This window comes from Proteus faecis (genome assembly GCF_030286765.1).
GTDB lineage: Bacteria > Pseudomonadota > Gammaproteobacteria > Enterobacterales > Enterobacteriaceae > Proteus > Proteus faecis.
In genome coordinates this window covers 85,294-105,733 of the sequence record NZ_JASVWV010000012.1, presented here as the reverse complement: position 1 = coordinate 105,733, position 20,440 = coordinate 85,294, and the positions used below count along the sequence as shown (strand labels likewise).

The window sequence follows — 20,440 nt, the reverse complement described above, 5'->3', positions numbered from 1 at the left end:
ATAAATCACGACTAAGCTCTATAGTGTGTCTATAGATTAGCTCAAGCTAAAACACGCTTTAAGCGCTAAAATTTATCAAGGAGACAACCATGTCTAACGCATTTACTGATTTAATGAAAAAACGTAGAACAATTTATCATTTAGGTAATCAACTTCCAATTAGCGAAGACAGGGTCACTGCGATTATCAAAGAAGCCGTTAAAGAGAGCCCAACAGCATTTAACTCACAAACATCTCGTGTTGTTATTCTGTTTGGTGAACAACACCAAAAACTGTGGAATATCGTTAAAAATACACTGAAAAAATTAGTACCCGCAGAAGCATTTAGTGCAACTGAAGCAAAAATTAATAGTTTCGCCGCAGGGGCAGGTTCAATTCTGTATTTCGAAGATACTGATATCGTAAAAGGTCTTCAAGAGCAATTCCCACTGTATGCGGATAACTTCCCTATATGGTCAGAACAAGCTAGTGGTATGGCGCAACTTTCTGTTTGGACTGCATTAGCAGCAGAAAACGTAGGTGCTTCATTACAACACTACAACCCAATTATTGATGACGAAGTTCATACAACTTGGGATCTGCCAAAAACATGGAAATTAAGAGCACAAATGGTCTTTGGTTCAATTGAACAAGAGGCTGGTGAAAAGAATTATATGGAAGATGATGCACGCTTTAAAATCTTCAAATAAGTGTTAGAACAGACATCTGACAAAATACCCTAGCAATAAGTAATACCCTCTTTTCTTTACTTTCATTCCATTGCCCACAAGCCTCTGTGGGCTTTTTTTATTACACATCCATAAAAAAAGAGCAAAGTGCGTAATGAATACAAAGGTAGGGATGGACCCTTTGTGTTCAACACTTTGCTCTCTTTATTTATTTACGCACCTCTTACCGAAATAAAAGGTGCGATTTTCACAAGGCGTATGAAAATACGTTATTTGCGTGTGATGTTATTCGCTTTTGGTTGAGCAATTGGAGACTGCTCTGCAAAGTATTTCACTACTGCATCAACATCTGGCACGCTGTAAACTGGATCTTTACCTTCTTTCAGTACTGAGAAGTTACTACCACCCGTTGCTAAGTATTCGTTAGCCACAACACGGTAGTTCGCTTTCATATCTACTGGTTTACCGTCAATTTTCATTGATTCAACGATAACACGATTACCATTCGATGCTTTGCTATCCCATGTGTATTGGAAGTTACCAGATACGGCTAATACTTGTGGACGCGAACGATCCCACTGTTGCTCTAACAGGCGTTTGATTTGCTCACCCGTTAACGTCTGAGTTAACAGTACGTTAGAGAACGGCTGTACAGTGTAGATTGCGTTATAAGAAACGTCACCACCGGTCATATCAGCACGAATACCACCGCTGTTCATAAATGCGATTTGTGCGCCACCCATATCTTTGGGTTTTGCCGTATATAAATGCGCATCAGCAATCACTTGACCCAGAGCAGACTCACCTGCGTCGTTAGTTTGCTTAGTTAAATTACCTTCTAACTTACCGATAATACGATTAGCTAATGGGGTAGCGATTTTTTCATAAGCTTCTAACAGTTTAGTTACTGCAGGATCTTTTTCATATTTGCGGTTATCAACCCAAATATTACGTGCTTCTACATCAACAACGTCTTTTGTTGTTTTATCTAATTTCAGGTCGATACGTGTTAACATTGCACCGTTAGATTGTGCAGATGTCACTGATTTACCATTAATAGTACAGTTATAAGCTTGGTGAGTGTGACCTGTCACAACAAAGTCAATCGCTGGATCTAATTGGTCAACAACATCTAATACTTTACCTGTAATACCATTACATGCGTTGATATTAACAGGACCACCATCGCGGCGCTGTGCTGCACCTTCGTGGATCAATACACCGATCGCTTGAACACCCTGTGCTTTTAACTGTGGCACTAATGCATTGATTGTTTTGGCTTCGTTATGGAAACTTAAACCTTCAGTGCCTTTAGGGGTTACGATAGCCGCCGTACCTTCTAGAGTCACACCGATAAAAGCAACCGGGATGCCGTTAAATTCTTTGATAACATATTCAGGGAATAACGTTTTACCTGTTTCATTAACAGTTACGTTTGCTGATAAGTATTGAAAATCAGCACCTTTAAATTCAGTTGGGCCTTGGCAACCCGTTACTGGGTGGCAACCACCGTTTTGTTTACGCAGTAACTCGCCCATACCTTTATCAAATTCGTGATTACCCACAGACGTTGCTTCTAAGCCTGCTAATGATAATGCTTCGATTGAAGGTTCATCATGGAACATTGAAGATAACAGAGGGCTTGCACCAACCATATCCCCCGCCGCAACAACGATATTGTTCGGGTTATCTTTTTTCATTTCTTTGATTAACGTAGCCATGTGCTCGATGCCACCAGGTTTGTTTGGACCTGGCGCTTTTAGCGCACCGTGGAAGTCATTCATTGCGATAACACGCACATCCACAACATTAGCTTCGTCGTAGTTCTTAGCACAACCAGCTAATAAGACTGAGCTTACCGCCAGTGCAACGAGTTTATATTTATGATTCATTTAAAATTTATCCCTAAGATCAAAATTCACGTTTCGGACAATCAATTACTTCGAAATCTTTGCTATAACAGATATAGAATTCATCTCGATTAATTTGAATTTCTTTATCCTTCAGTGATGGATTGTGTTCTTTTAAGAACTTAATCAATGCACTGTTTGAAGGACGGCCTTCTGGTAATACTAACGCTTCATACAACTCTTTTTGTTTACCAAAAAATGCATCTGGTGTATCAAACGCACACACACCGTGTTTTTCCCATTCGCCTTGTAGTAGATCGATACCCGGGGAATCACACAGATAAGGTTTGATAGTAGAGTATTCTAAAGGCGGTAAATCACCTTTACATAAACGAGGATGCTTGCGTATGTCTTTCCAATCACGGCACTCTTCCCATGATTTACCATCACAGGTTTCAGCCCACAGCCCATGAACAATCCAGCCAAATTTGTTATCAGAGAAACACTGGATTTCAAATTTATCGTACTCACGTTTTGCACGATCTTTTTCATTATCGTTATTTAAACGTTTAATGTTATTACTTTTATAATCACAAAAAGCCGGTGAGTAGTTAATTGCTAACTTAAAGTAATCTGTTGATGCCGTGCTATTTTGACCATAGCGATCATTAGAAGCGATGTAGTCGTAAGGTGCTGTTGGTGCATCAGGTACAATACAAGATACGCCTTCAACTAATTTAGCTTGAGGTTTTAATGGTTCTGTAATTTCAGGTGCTTGCGTTGCACATCCTGCTAGCACTAAAGCAAAAGCAGCAGGTAATAGCTTCATAAAGCGCATAAAATCCCCTTAAAGAGCAATAAATTTACTCTCTTGGTTCAAAAAGGTAAGGAAAACCTGCCCTGAATGGGCAGGCTTAATAGCTTATTTCTTCTCAGTTAAATCAATTTTGTAAATTGCAAAACCGATTTCATCATTTTCCACAAAGGTCATTGGATATTGAGCGAAATCTTTAATAAATGCAGCGGCTTTTTCACTTGGAGAAGTTTCAAAACGTACATCCAATACTTTATCAGTCTTAATAGGTAAGAATGACCAGTTGTTCGCGGCTTTAGTTACCACTTCACCGTTTTCTTTCGTTTGTTTTGCAATATAAGACGCTAAAATTGCACGGTTTTCATCTGGAGATGCAAATGCAATATTAGCTTCACCTGTACCTGCAAATTTACCGCCGTATCCACGGTAGTTATTTGTTGCGATCAGGAATGTTGCTTTAGGATCGATTGGTTTGCCTTCGAAAGTTACTTCTTTGATACGATTCGCATCTTTATTAACAACTTGGCAATCCACGTCATATTTAGCGGGTTGAGTTAAGTCAACTTTATAGTTCACACCACTAATGGTGTCGAAGTTATAAGTACGGAAACCATCCCAGTTGATCAGTTCTTGTGGTTTAGTTGAGTTAGGATCAACTTGGTTCCACATACCTGCTGAACACTCTAACCACTCAACAACATCCGCACCGGTTGCTTTAACAACCACTAATGTGTTTGGATACAGGTATAAATCTGCAGCGTTACGGAATGTTAAATCACCTTTTTCAACTTCAACAAAGTCTGCTGGTGCATTTTTACGGCCACCCGCTTTAAATGGCGCGGCTGCACCTAATACTGGTAAACCGTCTAAGTTCGGATCACCTTGAATAAAGTGTTTGGTGTAATCAACTTGTGCATCATTAACAATTTGTACAGTTGGATCGCTTTGTACTAATGCTAAGAAGCTGTACATGTTGGCAGAAGCTTTACCAATGTGTTTACCCACAAAATCACGGGTACCTTGGTGTGCTTTTTCGATGATTTGAGCTAATTCAGCATCACGTTCAACTAATGCTTTTTTATTTGCTTTATCAAAGATAGGACGCGCTTCACCCGTTGCTTCAGTCATCACCCATTTACCGCTGTCGTTATTGATAACCATATCAACGACACCTAAGTGATCACCCCATTGGCCAGGCATAACAGCAGGAATACCATTTACAGTACCTTTCTCTGTATCTACGCCTTTAATACCTTCAAATTCTTTGCTTGGGAATACACCGTGAGCGTGACCAAACATGATGGCATTAATACCTTCAACTTCGCTTAAATAATAAACGGAGTTTTCAGCCATTGCTTTGTAAGGTTCTGACGCAAAACCAGAGTGAGGAATAGCCACAATCAGGTCAGCACCCTCTTTTTTCATTTGAGGAACGAATTTTTTCGCTGTTTCTGTAATATCGTTTACAACGACCTTACCATCCAGATTGGCTTTATCCCAGATTAAGATCTGTGGTGGTACGAAGCCGATATAACCAATCTTGATAGTGTGTTCTTTACCATCACGATCTTTTACTGGTGTATCAACAATGATATAAGGTGTGAAATAGTTTTTGCCTGTTTTCGCATCCATCACGTTGGCGTTGATGTAAGGGAATTTAGCACCGGCAATGGCTTTTTTCAGGTAATCTAAACCATAGTTAAATTCATGGTTACCAAAGTTACCTACAGTGTAGCCCATGGTGTTCATCAGCTGGTGAGCTGGATGAGATTCGCCTTTTTCTAAGCCTTTAGCTGCTTGATAGTCAGCCAGCGGGCTCCCTTGGATCAAGTCGCCGTTATCAACTAAAATCGCATTGGTTGCTTCAGCTTTTGCTGCTTTAATTAAATTAGCAGTACGAACATAACCAAACTGTTCTGTTGGTTTGTCTTTGAAGTAATCAAAGTCGATTAAGTTACTGTGAACATCAGACGTCTCCATAATACGAAGATCGACTGTCGCAGCATTCACGTTGAATGCGACAAACATTGCTAATGTTGAAATCTTCAACACATTCTTAACCATTACACACCCCTTATATATTGGTTAACAGGAGAGCAAAATGGCTCTCCTTTGGTTACTTCTATCAAACGGTAATGCCTTTACTAAGACTAGAAGTACAGACGCATACCGGTTTCGAAGATATATTGTTTTTTATCTTCATATTTCGGGTTTTCGCTACGTGCATCATCATATGCCATTTCAGCAAATAGACGTAAATTGTTGTATTTAGATACAGCAAAACGTTTATCTACACCCACAGTATAGGTTTCTTTTTTGTAGTTGAATGTGTTGGCATCGCCATCACGCAGGTAGTAACCCGCATACATACCACTTTCGATACGATCCCAATGCCATTTTACACCAACACCATATAAATCTGCTTTCCAGTCGCCTTTAACTGAACTCCAGCTAGTAGGTGCTTGGTTTTTATCTAAAGCAAAACCATTATTTTTACCACGTGACTGACCATAATCTAAACCGATAGAGAACTCACGTCCTGGGAAGAAGTATTCCGCACCAAAAGCTAAAATACTGTTCTCTGGGTTTTTACCTTTATTTGGGCTATTTTTAGAAGTCGTTGCTTCGCCCGTTGCAGAAGAATAACCTGCATCAAACTCTAAACCGAAAGTTGATTTATAGAAACCTACAATAGAGTATGCACGTGTGATATCACCGGCTACACGGCGACCATCTTCACCAGTTTTACCAGTTACAGTACCTGCTAATTTAAAGCCTTCATAACGGTTAGTTTCTAAGAAAATAGTTTGTGGTAAACGAGTCATAAAGTTGTTTTTACCAACACCTTTACCATCTGCATAACCGTTGTGGTAACCAACTGAACGACCTAATACATCGCTAAAGTAAAATACACCGGTGTTACCGTAGCCGTAGCTTGATTTTTTAACCCAGTCGATTGGGATATAAGTACGACCAAATTGGATTTGACCATAATCACGGTGAGAGAAGCCGACATAACCCACACGGTTGTACATTTCAAAGTTTGATTTAGGGTTATCACTGTTAGTTTTTTGAGTATCTGAACCCCACTCTAATTTACCAAACACTTTGATATCGTTAGTCAGTTCGTGTGAACCGAAGAAACCAATACGGCTACCATCATCATTCATTTTCATTTCATGATTTTGGCTGGTCACTTGTGTTTTTAAACGAAACTGACCATTTACATCAAAACGTGTACCTTTATCGTTATACACGTTTACTGCGTTTGCCGATCCAGAAAGAACCAACAACCCAACCAGTGCTGCTAGAGGCTTCAAGCTTTTCATGATTAAAATACCCATCTATTTTCTATAGTTTTATGATTTTCTTTAAGGCCAAAAATAATACCGCCGTATATAGTTGACCTGAGATTCAGACAAAAGATCTCTGCCACGAATTTCGAAAAAGAAAATCGCTCTCACAATTGATAATTTTTATAGCTACTAATTATGACTCTACAAAATTTTCTTAAAGGCTTTAATTTCCTTGACACAGACGTAATCACCAATAAGACACAAAAATAATATCCTCATTATATTTAAATAAGGGCATTGCTTTTATTTCTGTCAGGAAAAGAAATAGGTTGTTGAGTTTTCGATGGCATGTTACTCAAAAAAAAGCCCAGCTTTCGTGATGTAGCCCACAATTACACCAATGTGTATTTTCATGGTTACATACCTAAGTGATAGCTATCACAATTAAAGGTAAAGATACGTGTTTTTTGAACTTAATCAACTTTTTTAAAATAGCACTTTTTGATTTTTCTTTTATATTTCATTTCTTTATAAGACACATTTTTTTGCTAATAAAAAATTTATCTCCTTATTTAATATATTTAAAAGGAAGTATTAATTTTAACCACTAAATAAATAACACTAAAGATTTAAATATTGTTCTTCTTAATTAATAATTTTTTATCTTTATATTTATTTCTTATTTAAATAAAAGCAAAATCACATTTAAATACAATTTAACTTGTGGTAACGAGTAACACCCACTCAAAAAAAGAATAATTAACTACAAATATTAAAAAGAGGAGCACAAGAATACCATTCAATCACAATATCTAATCAATACGTAAAAGTGGCAAAGAAACACTGAAAAACATTACAAATGTTAAACTATAACTCAAGTTAACATAAAAAGACCAATCGTGCTATTTTGACAATATTTAAAAAATAAATGTTCAGATTCGTGATCTAAGTCACTATGTTATTTATGAAAAATCACTCTTTATATTTTCTCATTTTTGTGACAATTATCACATCAGTCCGTCAAGAAGATTTTTGTTTTGTAAATTAATGCAGAGATAAATCTGAAAGTGATTTCATATTGTAAATAAAAAACAGTGTAAAGATAAAATTATGTGATTAACATCACATGAAAATTTATGCTAAAAATTACGTTATTTCATCATTAATATTCTTAGTTAGTTCAATTTAAATAAGAATAAAACTCATTATCATAGAGTAATTTTACTGATTATTCGTTTCAGCTTTTTTCTTTTTTTATTAAATAACATTATGGATATTTTCTTTTAAGGGATATTACCTTTTAGATACCCTCAACATTCAGTATCATAATGCGGTAAATAATGATTAAGGGGAATGTCAAATGCTGTGGTTTAAAAATATTTTGGTCTATCGCTTAAATAAAGAGATAGCACTGTCAATGGATGAGTTAGAACAACAGCTTGCTTCATTGGCATTCACACCTTGCAGTAGCCAAGATATGACTCGAACAGGTTGGATTTCACCAATGGGCGATCGTGGTGAAGCGCTTATCCATGTTGCAGGCAAACAAGTCATGATGTGTGCACGAAAAGAAGACAAAATCTTACCTGCGACAGTCATAAAACAAGCCCTGCAAGACAAAGTTGAAAAACTTGAAGGTGAACAAGGCCGTAAACTGAAAAAAACAGAGAAAGCCACCTTAAAAGATGAAGTGATACATACCCTACTACCTCGTGCATTTAGTAAATTCTCACAAACATTTATTTGGCTAGATTTAGAAAAACAACTCGTTATTGTTGATTCAGGCAGTGCAAAACGAGCCGAAGACAATTTAGCTTTGTTACGTAAAACACTAGGTTCATTACCCGTAGTGCCACTGAACTTTAATGAATCTGTTGAATTAAAAATGACTGAGTGGGTACGCTCTGGAGAACTCCCATCAGGTTTTACCTTAATGGATGAAGCAGAACTAAAAGCGGTGCTAGATGAAGGTGGCGTTATTCGTTGTAAGAAACAGGAATTAGTTTCTGACGAAATTGCGACACATATTGAAGCAGGTAAATTTGTCACCAAGCTTTCTGTCGACTGGGAGGATCGCCTTCAGTTTATGCTTTGTGATGACGGTTCTATCAAACGTATTAAATTCAGTGAAACTTTACGTGAGCAAAATGATGATATTGATAAAGCCGATTTTGCCCAACGTTTTGATGCTGATTTTGTTTTAATGACAGGTGAATTAAGTGCACTGATTGAACGAGTAATTGACGTGCTAGGTGGCGAAGCCGAATAATAACCTCTTCTCAAGAAAACAGCCTATCATTCACACGATGTATAGGCTGTTTTTTTATCTAATAAAAATATAATTTATTTTTGAATTAAATAACGAATAGTTGGACCATCTTGTTGAATATCTAACACGGTATAACCGTAGTTTTTCGCATCAAGTGGAATATTATTGATTGATTGAGGACAATCACTCACTACTTCTAATATTTCGCCTTTTTTCAGTGATGGCATAGCTTCAAGCGTTGCCACCGCAGGGTAAGGACAAGGCTCACCAACCATATCTAGACGATAATCAGGAATAATAGTGTCTTTCTGGCTCATGCGATTTCCTTATTGAACTGTGTTGAATTCGCTTTTTCTTGTTGGGCTTTTTTACGGAAAAAGTGTTTTTCCCACAAAAGTAATAGTGCAAATGACAGACCGAGCATCAGATACGTCACCCCCAATCCTCCCACAGGACCAAAGGTATCAAGTAAATTAATCTTGTCATAATCCGTTGCGATCACAGAGGCAAAATCATCCCAATAATAAGCCAGTAATGTTGAACCGATTACGTTACCTAATCCAACCCACCAAAAGTGAATTTGACCTTCAACAGCACGATACATCCATCCCGTTTCACACCCACCAGCAAGAACAATGCCGAAACCGAAAAGCAAGCCACCAATGACGGCATTCGGGCCCGCCCACATAATTTTCGGTGCGACACCTAATTGCACATAACTGAAGATCCCAATGGCACTAACTGCCATACCGATAATAATCGCTTTTGCCATATGGGTTCTGCCAGTTATCCATAAGTCACGGAAAGCAGAAGTAAAACAGATTTGCGCACGTTCAATTAAAATACCAAAACCAATACCGCCTAGCATAGCGAAACCCAATTTTGGTGAATCAAAGAGAATAATTAAAGACCACGCAATCATGGCAAAAAAGATAACCATTCCCAATCTAAAGCGACGTTTCGCACGTTGTTTATCTTGAGTAATTGGTGAAGCTTGGCTTACTTTTTGTAGTTTTACTGGGATACGGAACAGAGGCATCAATGATAACTTGGCGCCAAAGTAAGAACCGACTGCCGTTGCAACCGCAAAAAACCAAGCATGTAAAGAGAACTGAGGGATCCCCGTAAAGAAGGCGGCAAGATTACAGCCCATTGCTAGACGAGCACCAAAACCGGCGATGATCCCACCTAGAACTGCTTGAAGAATACGAATTTTATGTTGAGGATGACGAAGTTTGACGTTGTTAGCCCAAAGAGCAGCCATAATACAACCCCCAAACATCCCGATAATCATAACGCCATCAATACGCGTTAATGGCGTACCTTCAAGCCCGATGATTTTAAAGTAACCCCATTCTTCAGGATGAGCGCCAAACCATTGCATAACGTGACCACCCCAGCGAGTAAACTCACCAGTGACAGCCCAAAAAGTGCCGGTTAAACCAAAATAGTAAGTGGATAAGATACCCGCCGCGATCACTGCTGGAAGAGGCTTCCAAAAACGGATCAGGTACTGAGATTTAAATTCTGACCAAGACATGTTTTTTCCTAGAGCTTACCTCTACGAGAGACCCTCTCCACGCAGTAGGATTGGTTGCACATGTTACTCCGATAATTTTTTTATCAAAGAGTCAGTATTCAGATAAATGAGAGAAATTTGCGTTATAACAAATTTTTTGTAACAGATAGGAGACTTATCCCACTTATAAATCGTCTGATCATTCAATCTATAAGTGGGAAAGAAGTGATTAGCAAATACGAGGTAATGGTTCGTTATAAGGTAAGTCAAGAATACGGCTAGTCCCGAAAATCCCCGTTAATCGAATATAATTATCCTCGGTAACTTCACCGATAGTACAAGCGTCTTTACCTAAAGTATGTTGATGTAATGCTTCAAGTACTTGGGCTTCAGCATCTGGAGACACCACTAAAACAATTTTTCCTTCGTTAGCAAAATTCAGCGCTTCAAGCCCTAATAGTTCACAAACACCACGAACAGATTGTTTCATTGGTAATTTATTTTCATGCACATTCATGCCACAACCACTGGCTTGAGCAAATTCATGTAAAATTGCAGTCACTCCGCCTCGTGTTGCATCACGTAATGCACGAATACCTTTAATTTGACGTAGTGGCGCAATCATTGGTTCAAGAACAGCACAGTCACTTTGTAGATCGGCTTCCAGTCCTAAGTTTTCACGAAGATTCAGGATTGTTGCTCCGTGATCACCAATAGTACCGCTCACTAAGATCTTATCGCCAGCTTTGATATTACTTGCAGCCCAATTAATGGTGGTTGGTATAACCCCAATACCCGCAGTATTGATAAAGATCTTATCCGCAGCACCACGAGGAACCACTTTTGTATCTCCGGTAACAATTTGTATTCCAGCTTGCGTTGCTGCTTTCGCCATCGCCATAACAAGGGTTTCTAGAGTTTCAAATGGAAGCCCTTCTTCAAGAATAAAACCGCATGAAAGATAACGAGGAACCGCACCACCAACAGAAAGATCGTTAGCCGTACCACAAACAGATAATTTACCAATATTTCCACCAGGGAAAATAATCGGATCAATAACGTAGCTGTCTGTACTAAATGCAAGACGATCGCCAAGAGTAGTTAACTCATTTAACGCGATCCGTGCTTGATCTTCTTTTTCATTTAATAATGGGTTATCGAACGCTTTTAAAAACAGTCCTTCGATAAGTTGTTGCATACCTTGCCCACCATTTCCTTGGGCTAAGGTGATTTCATCAGGTTGTTTCATATATTACCTTCACGGCGATACTGATAATAAGCCGCACATGCACCTTCTGATGATACCATCAAGGCACCCAACGCCGTTTCTGGTGTACAACTTTTACCAAAGAGTGGGCAATCGGAAGGTTTGCATCGTCCTGTTAATACATCGCCACAGCGAGATTGCGGATTATCTGCCACTTTCTGCGGTGCAGGAGTAAAACGTAATTCAGCATCAAACTCAGAATAAGCAGGTGTTAATTGAATACCTGACATTGGAATTTCACCCAGTCCACGCCATTCACTGGTTTCTTTTAACATAAACACTTCACTAAGTGCTTTTTGAGCCAACTTATTACCTTCATTCGGTACAATGCGACTATATTGGTTTTCAATACTTAAAACATAATCTGTATTTTCTGCTTTTGCTTTAAGTTGTTTAATGACCATCAGTATAGCTTGTAATAAGTCTAATGGTTCAAATCCTGTCACCACAAAAGGCTTTTCAAATTCATCACATAGCGGTTGATATGGCGTACAGCCAATCACCATACTGACATGCCCCGGTGCAATAAAGCCATCAATGCGAACATCATCTTGCTCTAGTAGACAACGTAAAGTCGGCACGATAGTAATATGCTGACAAAACAGAGAGAAGTTTTTGAGTCCGCGCAATTTCGCTTGTTGTAGCGTCATGGCAGTACTTGGCATCGTCGTTTCAAAACCTAAACCAAAGAAAACAACTTGTTTATCTGGGTTATCTTGTGCAATTTTGAGTGAATCGAGCGGTGAATAGACAATACGAATATCACAGCCACGACGGCGCGCATCAAGCATTGAGCCATTACGTCCCGGTACTCGCATTGCATCACCAAAAGTACAGAAAATCACGTCAGGACGGGCGGCTATTTCTAAACATGCATCAATTCGTCCCATCGGTAATACACAAACAGGACAACCCGGCCCATGAACAAATTCAATTTCTTCTGGCAATAAGCGGTCTAGACCAAATTTAAAAATGGCATGTGTATGGCCACCACACACTTCCATAATTTGTAATGGACGTTTAATCGGATGGGGCCATTGTGAAATAGTTTCACGAATTTGGGCCAGTAAGGCTTTCGCAAGTTCGGGATCACGAAATTCATCAACGTACTGCATCATCAGCCTCTTCAAGGGTCACACCATAAACATGCTGTAATGCATCAAGGGTATCTTGTGCTTCTTGTTCATCAAGAATACTCATGGCAAATCCCACATGAATCAGTACCCATTTACCTAATAATTCACTAGGTTCGCCTTCACATACCATCGAAATATTAACAGCACGTTTAACGCCACTGACTTCGGCATAAGCGAGTTGGTGAACGTCTTCGCCCACCTCAACTATTTTAGCTGGAACACCTAAGCACATAGACGACTCTCCAACCAAGTTAACCACTCTTTCATACCTTCACCCGTTGTTGCTGACAACGCAATGATTTCGATATTTGGATTAACACGGCGAGCTGATTCAATACAGGCTTGAACATCAATATTCAAATGTGGCACTAAATCAATTTTGTTGATAATCATTAAATCAGCCGCAGCAAACATATGCGGATATTTCAGAGGCTTATCTTCACCTTCAGTGACAGAAAGAATAGCAACTTTATGTTTTTCACCCAGATCAAAACTGGCAGGACAAACTAAGTTGCCCACGTTTTCAATGAAGAGAACGCTGTTATCTTGTAAGCCTAGTTGGTGTGTCGCATCATGCACCATTTGTGCATCAAGGTGACAACCTTTACCTGTATTCACTTGGATAGCAGGCACACCTGTTTCACGGATCCGATCCGCATCATTCGTGGTTTGCTGATCGCCTTCGATCACAGCGCAAGGCACGCGTTGCGCTAATAGCTTTAAGGTTTGTGTTAATAGTGTCGTTTTACCAGAACCGGGACTTGAAACTAAATTCAATGCCAGTACATTTTGTTGTTCAAAATGTTCACGGTTATGAACAGCAATGCGGTTATTTTTATCCAACACATCCATTTCAATTTTCAGCATACGCTTTTGGCTAATACCGGGAGCATGTGTGCCTGCTTCACCTTGGCCATAATGCATATTCTGATTTTCAATCACAGGGCTAAATTGCTCTTCAGGCTCGTGATCGTGGCTGTGAGAATGGTGATGTGAATGCTCATGGTTATGATCGTGGGTATGGTCGTGAGCATGATCATGACTGTGTGAATGATCATGTGCATGATGATCGTCATTGCCATGATGGTGTTCATGGAAAACAGGGGTTTCGTTTAGCTGTGCATCGTTATGAAAGTGAAGATGAACATCACCACTGTTATGATAATAGTGGTGATGAACGATGATAGGCTGACCATGTGTTTCGTAGTTATGCTTATGCTTTTGTTCAGACTTATCAATATATTTATGAACAGTATTCGCTGGAGTAGCATTGTGTTCATGATGGTGATCATGCCCATGATGGCCGTGATCATGATGATGACCGTGGTCGTGATGATCATGGTCATGAGAGTGATGATGGTGGTGCTCATGTGAATGAGGTTCTACACCTTCAATTCTGACATTGCCTTCACCACAACCGCAAGTGCTACACATATTCTGACTCCTGTACTATTCAATAAGAAGAATGTGACTCTGTGTCGCGAAAATATCTACCCTATGATCTTAACTGACCACGGAAGAGAGAACGACGACTTAAATCAACTTCTGCTACGGATTGTGTTTGAACAGGAAGAGAAAGAGCCATTTTTACACTATTTTCAACCGACTCAACAGCATGTTCCGCTGCTAAATGTCTATCAAGTGGCGACATTAATGAACAAGCAAGGTACTGCATTCCCTCAGCAAGCTCACCCACAACGAATTTAATCTGACCACATGGTAATTCCAACCCAATGCGATCACCGACTTTTCGGTGTGGCCATTCTTGTGAAGGCCCTGGGAGAACAACCAGTTCTAACATCCAAGGAGTAAGAACAGCACCAATCCACTGATTTTCAAATAAGGTAAAACCTCCCGCTTTTACAGGAACACCTTCACGATAAAAAGGAAGTCCTTTCATCTCTTTGTCAGCGATTTCACTAAAACGCGCTTCAAGTTGATCAACAGGCGGTTCATCATATCCTATGATATCCCAGCTTAATTCACTCATGCTGTTACCTCTTTAGGTGTGACAGAAATGCCATATTCACGCAAAATATTCACTACATGTTCTAGTGCAACTTCCATTGATTTCTTACCAATGTCAGACAGCGACATGCTTGGCTCTAATGATGCAGGCTCAATTCCCACTAAAATCAGTTTACGTGGAAATTCATCTGTCATACGCAGTGCCATTAATACATCAGATAAACCTAGCTGATGAGGTGAGATCTTCTGTGTAAAAAGTGCGGGAACATCATCATCATGTAACACAAAAATACTGCCTGGTTCATGATTACTTCTTACCGCATCGGCAACAATCAGGAGATCCCTTGCTGCGATATCTTGCAAGATTTCCATACCTGATGTGCCACCATCAATAACATCGACGTTCTCTGGTAAAGAGAAGCGCTCTTCGAGCGCTTCTACTATACGAACACCAATGCCTTCATCGCTTAGTAATAAATTACCAATACCTAAGACAAGAGTTCGCATTATAATACCTTCACCTTACTGAGTTCTTTTCCTGTTAAATCAACCATATGCACAGCACATGCCATACATGGGTCAAAGGAGTGGATCGTTCTTACCACTTCTAATGGTTTTTTCGGATCAGCAACAGGAGTACCAACAAGTGATAACTCATAAGGACCCGGTTCATCATTAAAGTTACGAGGACCCGCATTCCATGTTGATGGAACCACTGCCTGATAGTTAGTGATTTTACCGTCTTTAAACACGATCCAGTGAGATAACATACCGCGAGAGGCTTCTTCAAAACCAACACCGCGATACTCTTTGCCTGGTTCAAACTCTGGTTTAATAAAGGAAGTCGTATCACCACGACCAATATTATCAACCAATGATTGCCATAAGAAGTTTAGAGAATCTTGTAATACGCAAGCATGAACAGTACGTCCAATAATACGTCCCCAAGTTGATTCTAGCTGCTCGTTAACCAGTGTTTCACCTGTTAACTTAGTATAGATTTCATTAACTTCGTTATAGTGTTTAACAGTACCTTCATGCTTACCTGCTAAACCACATACTAACCATGCTAATGTTCCCACTTCGACAGGTTTACCATAGAATGTTGGTGATTTAACCCATGAGTATTTATTGTTTTCATCCCAACCAGTATATTTAGGACGAGTTAAACCTTCCCATGGTTTTAATGGTTCATCATCTTCATACCATGCGTGTTTACCACTTTCTTCAATACCCTCTTTCAGGTTTTCATCTTTCCAGTTTTTAATTGGACGATACGTTGAGAAATCAACGCCTTCCATATAACCACCAGACAGTAAAAACTCGGTGTTATTACCGTTGATTGGTAATTCAGGTACAGATAAATAGTAGTTAGCACCTTTACCAATTTTTAGCCACTCAGGATAATAAGCAGCAAAAATAGCGGTATCGACTTTATAAACTTGTTCAATAAAATCACCAAGATTGTCGATAAAGTGCTTCACATACATTAAACGTTCTAAGTTAAGAACACTTGGTGCATCAAGGTTAATTGGGTTAGCAACACCACCCACTGCCAAGTTTTGAATGTGAGGTGTTTTACCACCAAGAACCGCTACAATACGGTTCGCATCACGTTGACATTCAAGCGCTTGCAGGTAGTGAGCAACGGCAATCAAGTTAACTTCTGGTGGTAATTTCATGGCTGAGTGACCCCAATAGCCATTAGCGAAAATACCTAGCTGGCCACTGTCAACCAGACCTTGAATTTTCTTCTGAACTTTTCTGAATTCTTCAGCAGAGTTCAATTGCCACTTAGAAACACCTTTCAGCATCGCTGACGCTTTTTCAGGATCTGCTTGTAACGCTGAAGTAATATCAACCCAGTCCATCGCAGAAAGCTGATAGAAGTGAACGATATGGTCATGAAGAATATGAGAAGCCAAAATAATATTACGGATATACTGCGCATTGACAGGAATATCCATACCTAAGGCATCTTCAACAGCACGTACTGAGGCAATTGCGTGAACTGTCGTACAAACACCACAAATACGTTGCACGATAATCCATGCATCACGAGGATCGCTTCCTTTTAGGATCTCCTCCATTCCGCGCCACATGGTACCGGAAGACCAAGCCTTAACAACTTTTCCGTTATCAATTTCACAATCGACGCGTAAATGCCCTTCAATACGGGTAATAGGATCAATAGTAATGCGTTGGCTCATGATTTAACCTCAGCCTTTTTTAATTGTATATTTGAATCTGTTTGTGCAGGTAAAACCGGCAATAAACGGATAATAAGAATGTAAGCTGTTACTTCAAATGCAACGAAACCAATAGAAATCAGCAATTCACTTGCTGTTGGGAAATAGTGGTAACCATTGCCTGGATTGTAAGCAACTAAAGAGTAGTTCATACGCCACATTGCTGCGCCAATTAAGATAAATAGAGCACAAACAAACAGCATTTTTGGACTACGGCGGTTATTATTTAAATGCATTAAAACAAGAGGAAGTACTAATAATGCACTTTCAGCAATGAATAACCACGAGAACATATCTCCATTTCCGATATAACTCAGTTTACCGTTCCAAATGATTTCACCCCAGCGACATACCAAGAATGCGATCAGTAACACTTCGATCACTTTAGTTAATTTGGTAAATAGCGGTGTTTCATCATCATTCATGGTACGGCTTGCTTTTAATAAAGAGCCTTCAAAAATAACGATAGTGAAACCAAGGAGGAAAGCCGTTAACAGAGAAAACAGCGGTAACATCTCATAAGATTGCCACAGTGGATGTACTTTCCAACCTGCTGAAATCATTAACGATCCCATTGAAGATTGGTGCATTGTTGGCAGTAAAGCACCAAGACCAATGATAAAGAACATCGCTTTATTAAGACGTTTCAACGACACTTTCCAACCTAAACGTTCGAATAACGCAGGTAAGAATTCTAATGCCATCACCATAATGTAGATGGTCATACAGGTCGCCGTTTCAAACAACACTGAGTTAACGTTAAAGTATTGTGGCATAAAGAAGTGAGGCATGTTCCAATAACGACCAATATCAATAGCGATGGATAAACCACCTAATGAATAGCCGAACAAGCTCGCTAACAATGCAGGGCGTACTAATGGGTGAAATTCCCCTTTATTAAAGACATAAACAGCCCATGCAAGTGCCCAACCACCACATGCAAAGCCTGTTCCTATCAATAAGTCAAAAGCAATCCAGATACCCCAAGGATATCCCCCATTCAGATCAGAGACATCGCCCAGACCAAATACCAAACGCTTACCAATAAGAATAAAACCGAGCACAGCAAGCGGTAAAAATACTCTTACTGCTAGAGTAAATAACTTACCGCCAAGTGGACGAGGATCATGACTCGACATCGTTATCCTCCTTGTGGTGTTCCTGCTCTTGTTTTTTACTATTACGGTTAACCAAATAGGTGATCCCGGCAAGGGCTGCTATTGGTAATACCATGCCTTTATAAAGCGTATGTTGAATATGTTCAGAACGTGCACCCGTTGATAATGGTGCGACTTCTGGCATTCCTAAATTGTCAAAAGGAACAGCAGAAAGTACCATGACTTGCGTACCGCCACCTTCAAACTCACCATAGATATGATCTTGATATTCAGGAATTTTGTGTAGATAAGTATCACCACCACTAATGGTTTGACGTGGGTAATGATATTCTTCACCCGCTTTTTTCGCTAAACGACGTTTTGCTTCTTCCAGCAACTCTTCACGTGTTCCGAAAATCACTGCACCAGTAGGACAAACTTCAACACAGCCTGGTAATAAACCCTTATCTAAACGCTCAACACCTTTTTGGTTACAAAGCTCACATTTATAGAGCTTACCAAATGGATCATCGTAGTCGTATTTTGGAATGTTGTAAGGGCATCCCACCATACAGTAACGACAACCTGTACAGATATCCGCGTGATAATGAACAATACCCGTTTTTGGATCTTTGGTTAACGCAGAAACAGGACAAACAGAAACGCAGTTTGCATCAACACAATGCATACATTGTTTCTTAATAAAGGCATAACCGTTTTCCAGTTGGTCTTTATTTTCACCTGTGCCATCACGCCAAATTTGAATAATGTTATTTGTGTAAGGACTTAATTTGTCATTGTTTGACCAAATCGGATCACCATTAGCGTAAGTATCACCACGCTCCATTGGCTCCGGGTGATTAATTTCCTGACATTTTGTGACACATGCTTGACAGCCTACACACAGTGTAGAGTCGTAGAGCATACCGAGAGACCCAGGAATTGGGGGACGGTTCTGCGCCGCAGCATGACTCGCAGTGGGAGCCATTCCCGCAAGGAGAACCCCACCTGATGCCAGCTTAAAGAAATGACGCCTATTCACCGTTTATCCTCCTGTGAGGCTCCTGTGGCATTCTTGTCACGGCCTAATTGACGTACAGCCATCACACTGACACCCGCAACTGCACCCACGACAGCACCCAGTAAACCAGCAGCGCCATAAGAGACACCGCCACCTTCTTTTGCATTAACATCAGGTACTTGTGCTTTTGGTGTTGGCTGATAAACGTTCGCTAATTGGAAAATACCTTTAGTAAAGCCGATACCTTCTTCATTACAACCATAGCAAGGGTGACCGATACCGACAGGCCAGATCCCGCCACCGACATCACAGAATTCTAATGTTGGGCAGTTACCATACGTTTCAGGGCCTTTGCAACCTAAATGGTATAAACACCAGCCTTGACGATGACCTTCATCACCAAATTCTTTAGCAAAACGACCCGCATCAAAATGAGGGCGACGTTCACAGTTTTCGTGAATTAAACGCTCATAAGCAAAAAGCGGTCTGTTTTTGCTATCTAACTTAGGCAATTTGTTGAAAGTAATAATATGAGCAACAGTTGCTAAGAAGTTATGTGGGTTTGGTGGACATCCTGGAATATTGATAACGGTTTTACCCGGTAAAATAGCTTCCAGTGATTTAGCGCCTGTTGGGTTGCCCCCAGTAGCAGGTACACCACCCCATGCAGAACATGAACCAATAGCAATAATCGCAGCAGCCCCTTCAGCAGCTTCTTTGATATGCTCAATAATTGGTTTTCCTGCAACCATACAGTAAACACCACCGTCTTTGTCTGGGATTGAACCGTCAACAACGAGGACGTATTTACCTTTGTATTTCTCCATCGCATTGTGTTTATTTTCTTCAGCTTGATCACCAAAAGCTGCAGAAAGCACTTCGTGATATTCGAGTGCGATAACATCAAGAACGAGGTTTTCCAGAGTCGGGTGAGTTGCTCGTAATAAAGACTCTGTACACCCAGTACATTCCTGAGCACCAATCCAGATAACAGGTGGGCGTTCAGGTGATGCCATTGCTTCTGACATTTCTGCGGCAGCTTTGCCGCTTAATCCCATGGTAGCTGACAGCGCAGCACACAATTTCATAAAATCGCGTCGGTTAATACCATGATGGGAAAAAACATTATTCCCCAAGGCCATATATCTCTCCTGATATGATGATTTTTAATTGGAATAATTTTAAAACACCGCCTTTTTAACACTCCGACACAATAATGACTTGATCATTATCAAGCGATAATTCATTAAAAAATAAATTATCCCTTTATGTGAGTAAAAACGTTT

General features: G+C 39.8%; 18 protein-coding genes. 2 read left to right on the top strand and 16 right to left on the bottom strand.

The features are described 5' to 3' along the window. Positions 1-89: 89 nt before the first annotated feature. Entirely contained in the window at positions 90-689 is a 600-nt protein-coding gene (locus tag QSH13_RS14795; RefSeq protein ID WP_109406826.1) for a nitroreductase family protein, read from the top strand. 248 nt (positions 690-937) lie between these two features. On the opposite strand, the gene QSH13_RS14790 is transcribed toward QSH13_RS14795, so the two are convergent. The 4 genes from QSH13_RS14790 to QSH13_RS14775 form a co-directional block, all read right to left on the bottom strand. Next, a complete protein-coding gene (locus QSH13_RS14790) occupies positions 938-2,560 on the bottom strand; it encodes a bifunctional metallophosphatase/5'-nucleotidase (protein WP_286039328.1) in 1,623 nt (540 codons plus the stop codon). Positions 2,561-2,579: 19 nt separating this feature from the next. Beyond that, on the bottom strand, positions 2,580-3,356 hold the full coding sequence (locus QSH13_RS14785) for a ribonuclease T2 family protein (protein ID WP_109397131.1): 777 nt from the start codon (positions 3,354-3,356) through the stop codon (positions 2,580-2,582). Between the two features lie 84 nt (positions 3,357-3,440). Then, positions 3,441-5,396, bottom strand: a complete 1,956-nt coding sequence (locus QSH13_RS14780; RefSeq protein WP_109397130.1) for a bifunctional 2',3'-cyclic-nucleotide 2'-phosphodiesterase/3'-nucleotidase — start codon at positions 5,394-5,396, stop codon at positions 3,441-3,443. 86 nt (positions 5,397-5,482) lie between these two features. Continuing rightward, positions 5,483-6,661 carry a porin gene (locus tag QSH13_RS14775; protein WP_286039327.1) on the bottom strand — a complete coding sequence of 393 codons (1,179 nt, stop codon included), beginning with the start codon at positions 6,659-6,661 and terminating at the stop codon, positions 5,483-5,485. Between the two features lie 1,327 nt (positions 6,662-7,988). Between QSH13_RS14775 and rdgC the strand changes: the two genes are divergently transcribed. Then, on the top strand, positions 7,989-8,897 hold the full coding sequence (rdgC, locus tag QSH13_RS14770) for a recombination-associated protein RdgC (RefSeq protein WP_109397128.1): 909 nt from the start codon (positions 7,989-7,991) through the stop codon (positions 8,895-8,897). 74 nt (positions 8,898-8,971) lie between these two features. Here the strand turns inward: rdgC and yedF are convergent, their stop codons facing one another. The 12 genes from yedF to hybO all read right to left on the bottom strand — a co-directional run bounded on the left by yedF (position 8,972) and on the right by hybO (position 20,296). Further along, entirely contained in the window at positions 8,972-9,214 is a 243-nt protein-coding gene (gene yedF / locus QSH13_RS14765; protein WP_006535172.1) for a sulfurtransferase-like selenium metabolism protein YedF, read from the bottom strand. Next, positions 9,211-10,437, bottom strand: a complete 1,227-nt coding sequence (yedE, locus tag QSH13_RS14760) for a selenium metabolism membrane protein YedE/FdhT (protein ID WP_286039326.1) — start codon at positions 10,435-10,437, stop codon at positions 9,211-9,213. Before yedE ends, yedF begins: the two co-directional genes overlap by 4 nt. A 208-nt stretch (positions 10,438-10,645) precedes the next feature. Continuing rightward, complete coding sequence (hypE, locus tag QSH13_RS14755) at positions 10,646-11,665, bottom strand: hydrogenase expression/formation protein HypE (protein ID WP_249718404.1); 1,020 nt, start codon at positions 11,663-11,665, stop codon at positions 10,646-10,648. Then, complete coding sequence (hypD, locus tag QSH13_RS14750) at positions 11,662-12,798, bottom strand: hydrogenase formation protein HypD (protein ID WP_109397125.1); 1,137 nt, start codon at positions 12,796-12,798, stop codon at positions 11,662-11,664. Before hypD ends, hypE begins: the two co-directional genes overlap by 4 nt. Beyond that, a complete protein-coding gene (gene hybG / locus QSH13_RS14745; RefSeq protein ID WP_006535180.1) occupies positions 12,785-13,051 on the bottom strand; it encodes a hydrogenase maturation factor HybG in 267 nt (88 codons plus the stop codon). The genes hypD and hybG overlap by 14 nt, the downstream gene beginning before the upstream one ends. Beyond that, the gene (gene hypB, locus QSH13_RS14740; RefSeq protein WP_109397124.1) at positions 13,042-14,253 is read right to left on the bottom strand and encodes a hydrogenase nickel incorporation protein HypB; all 1,212 of its coding nucleotides are present in this window, start codon (positions 14,251-14,253) and stop codon (positions 13,042-13,044) included. Before hypB ends, hybG begins: the two co-directional genes overlap by 10 nt. 61 nt (positions 14,254-14,314) lie before the next feature. Beyond that, entirely contained in the window at positions 14,315-14,809 is a 495-nt protein-coding gene (gene hybE / locus QSH13_RS14735; protein ID WP_286039325.1) for a hydrogenase-2 assembly chaperone, read from the bottom strand. Further along, entirely contained in the window at positions 14,806-15,294 is a 489-nt protein-coding gene (locus tag QSH13_RS14730) for a HyaD/HybD family hydrogenase maturation endopeptidase (RefSeq protein WP_109397122.1), read from the bottom strand. Before QSH13_RS14730 ends, hybE begins: the two co-directional genes overlap by 4 nt. Beyond that, positions 15,294-16,997 carry a hydrogenase 2 large subunit gene (hybC, locus tag QSH13_RS14725; RefSeq protein ID WP_109397121.1) on the bottom strand — a complete coding sequence of 568 codons (1,704 nt, stop codon included), beginning with the start codon at positions 16,995-16,997 and terminating at the stop codon, positions 15,294-15,296. The genes QSH13_RS14730 and hybC overlap by 1 nt, the downstream gene beginning before the upstream one ends. After that, the gene (gene hybB / locus QSH13_RS14720) at positions 16,994-18,175 is read right to left on the bottom strand and encodes a Ni/Fe-hydrogenase cytochrome b subunit (protein ID WP_109397120.1); all 1,182 of its coding nucleotides are present in this window, start codon (positions 18,173-18,175) and stop codon (positions 16,994-16,996) included. Before hybB ends, hybC begins: the two co-directional genes overlap by 4 nt. Further along, positions 18,162-19,175: a hydrogenase 2 operon protein HybA gene (gene hybA, locus QSH13_RS14715; RefSeq protein ID WP_036911746.1), complete on the bottom strand. Its 1,014-nt coding sequence runs from the start codon at positions 19,173-19,175 to the stop codon at positions 18,162-18,164. The genes hybB and hybA overlap by 14 nt, the downstream gene beginning before the upstream one ends. After that, a complete protein-coding gene (gene hybO, locus QSH13_RS14710) occupies positions 19,172-20,296 on the bottom strand; it encodes a hydrogenase 2 small subunit (RefSeq protein ID WP_109397119.1) in 1,125 nt (374 codons plus the stop codon). Before hybO ends, hybA begins: the two co-directional genes overlap by 4 nt. Positions 20,297-20,440: the final 144 nt, after the last annotated feature.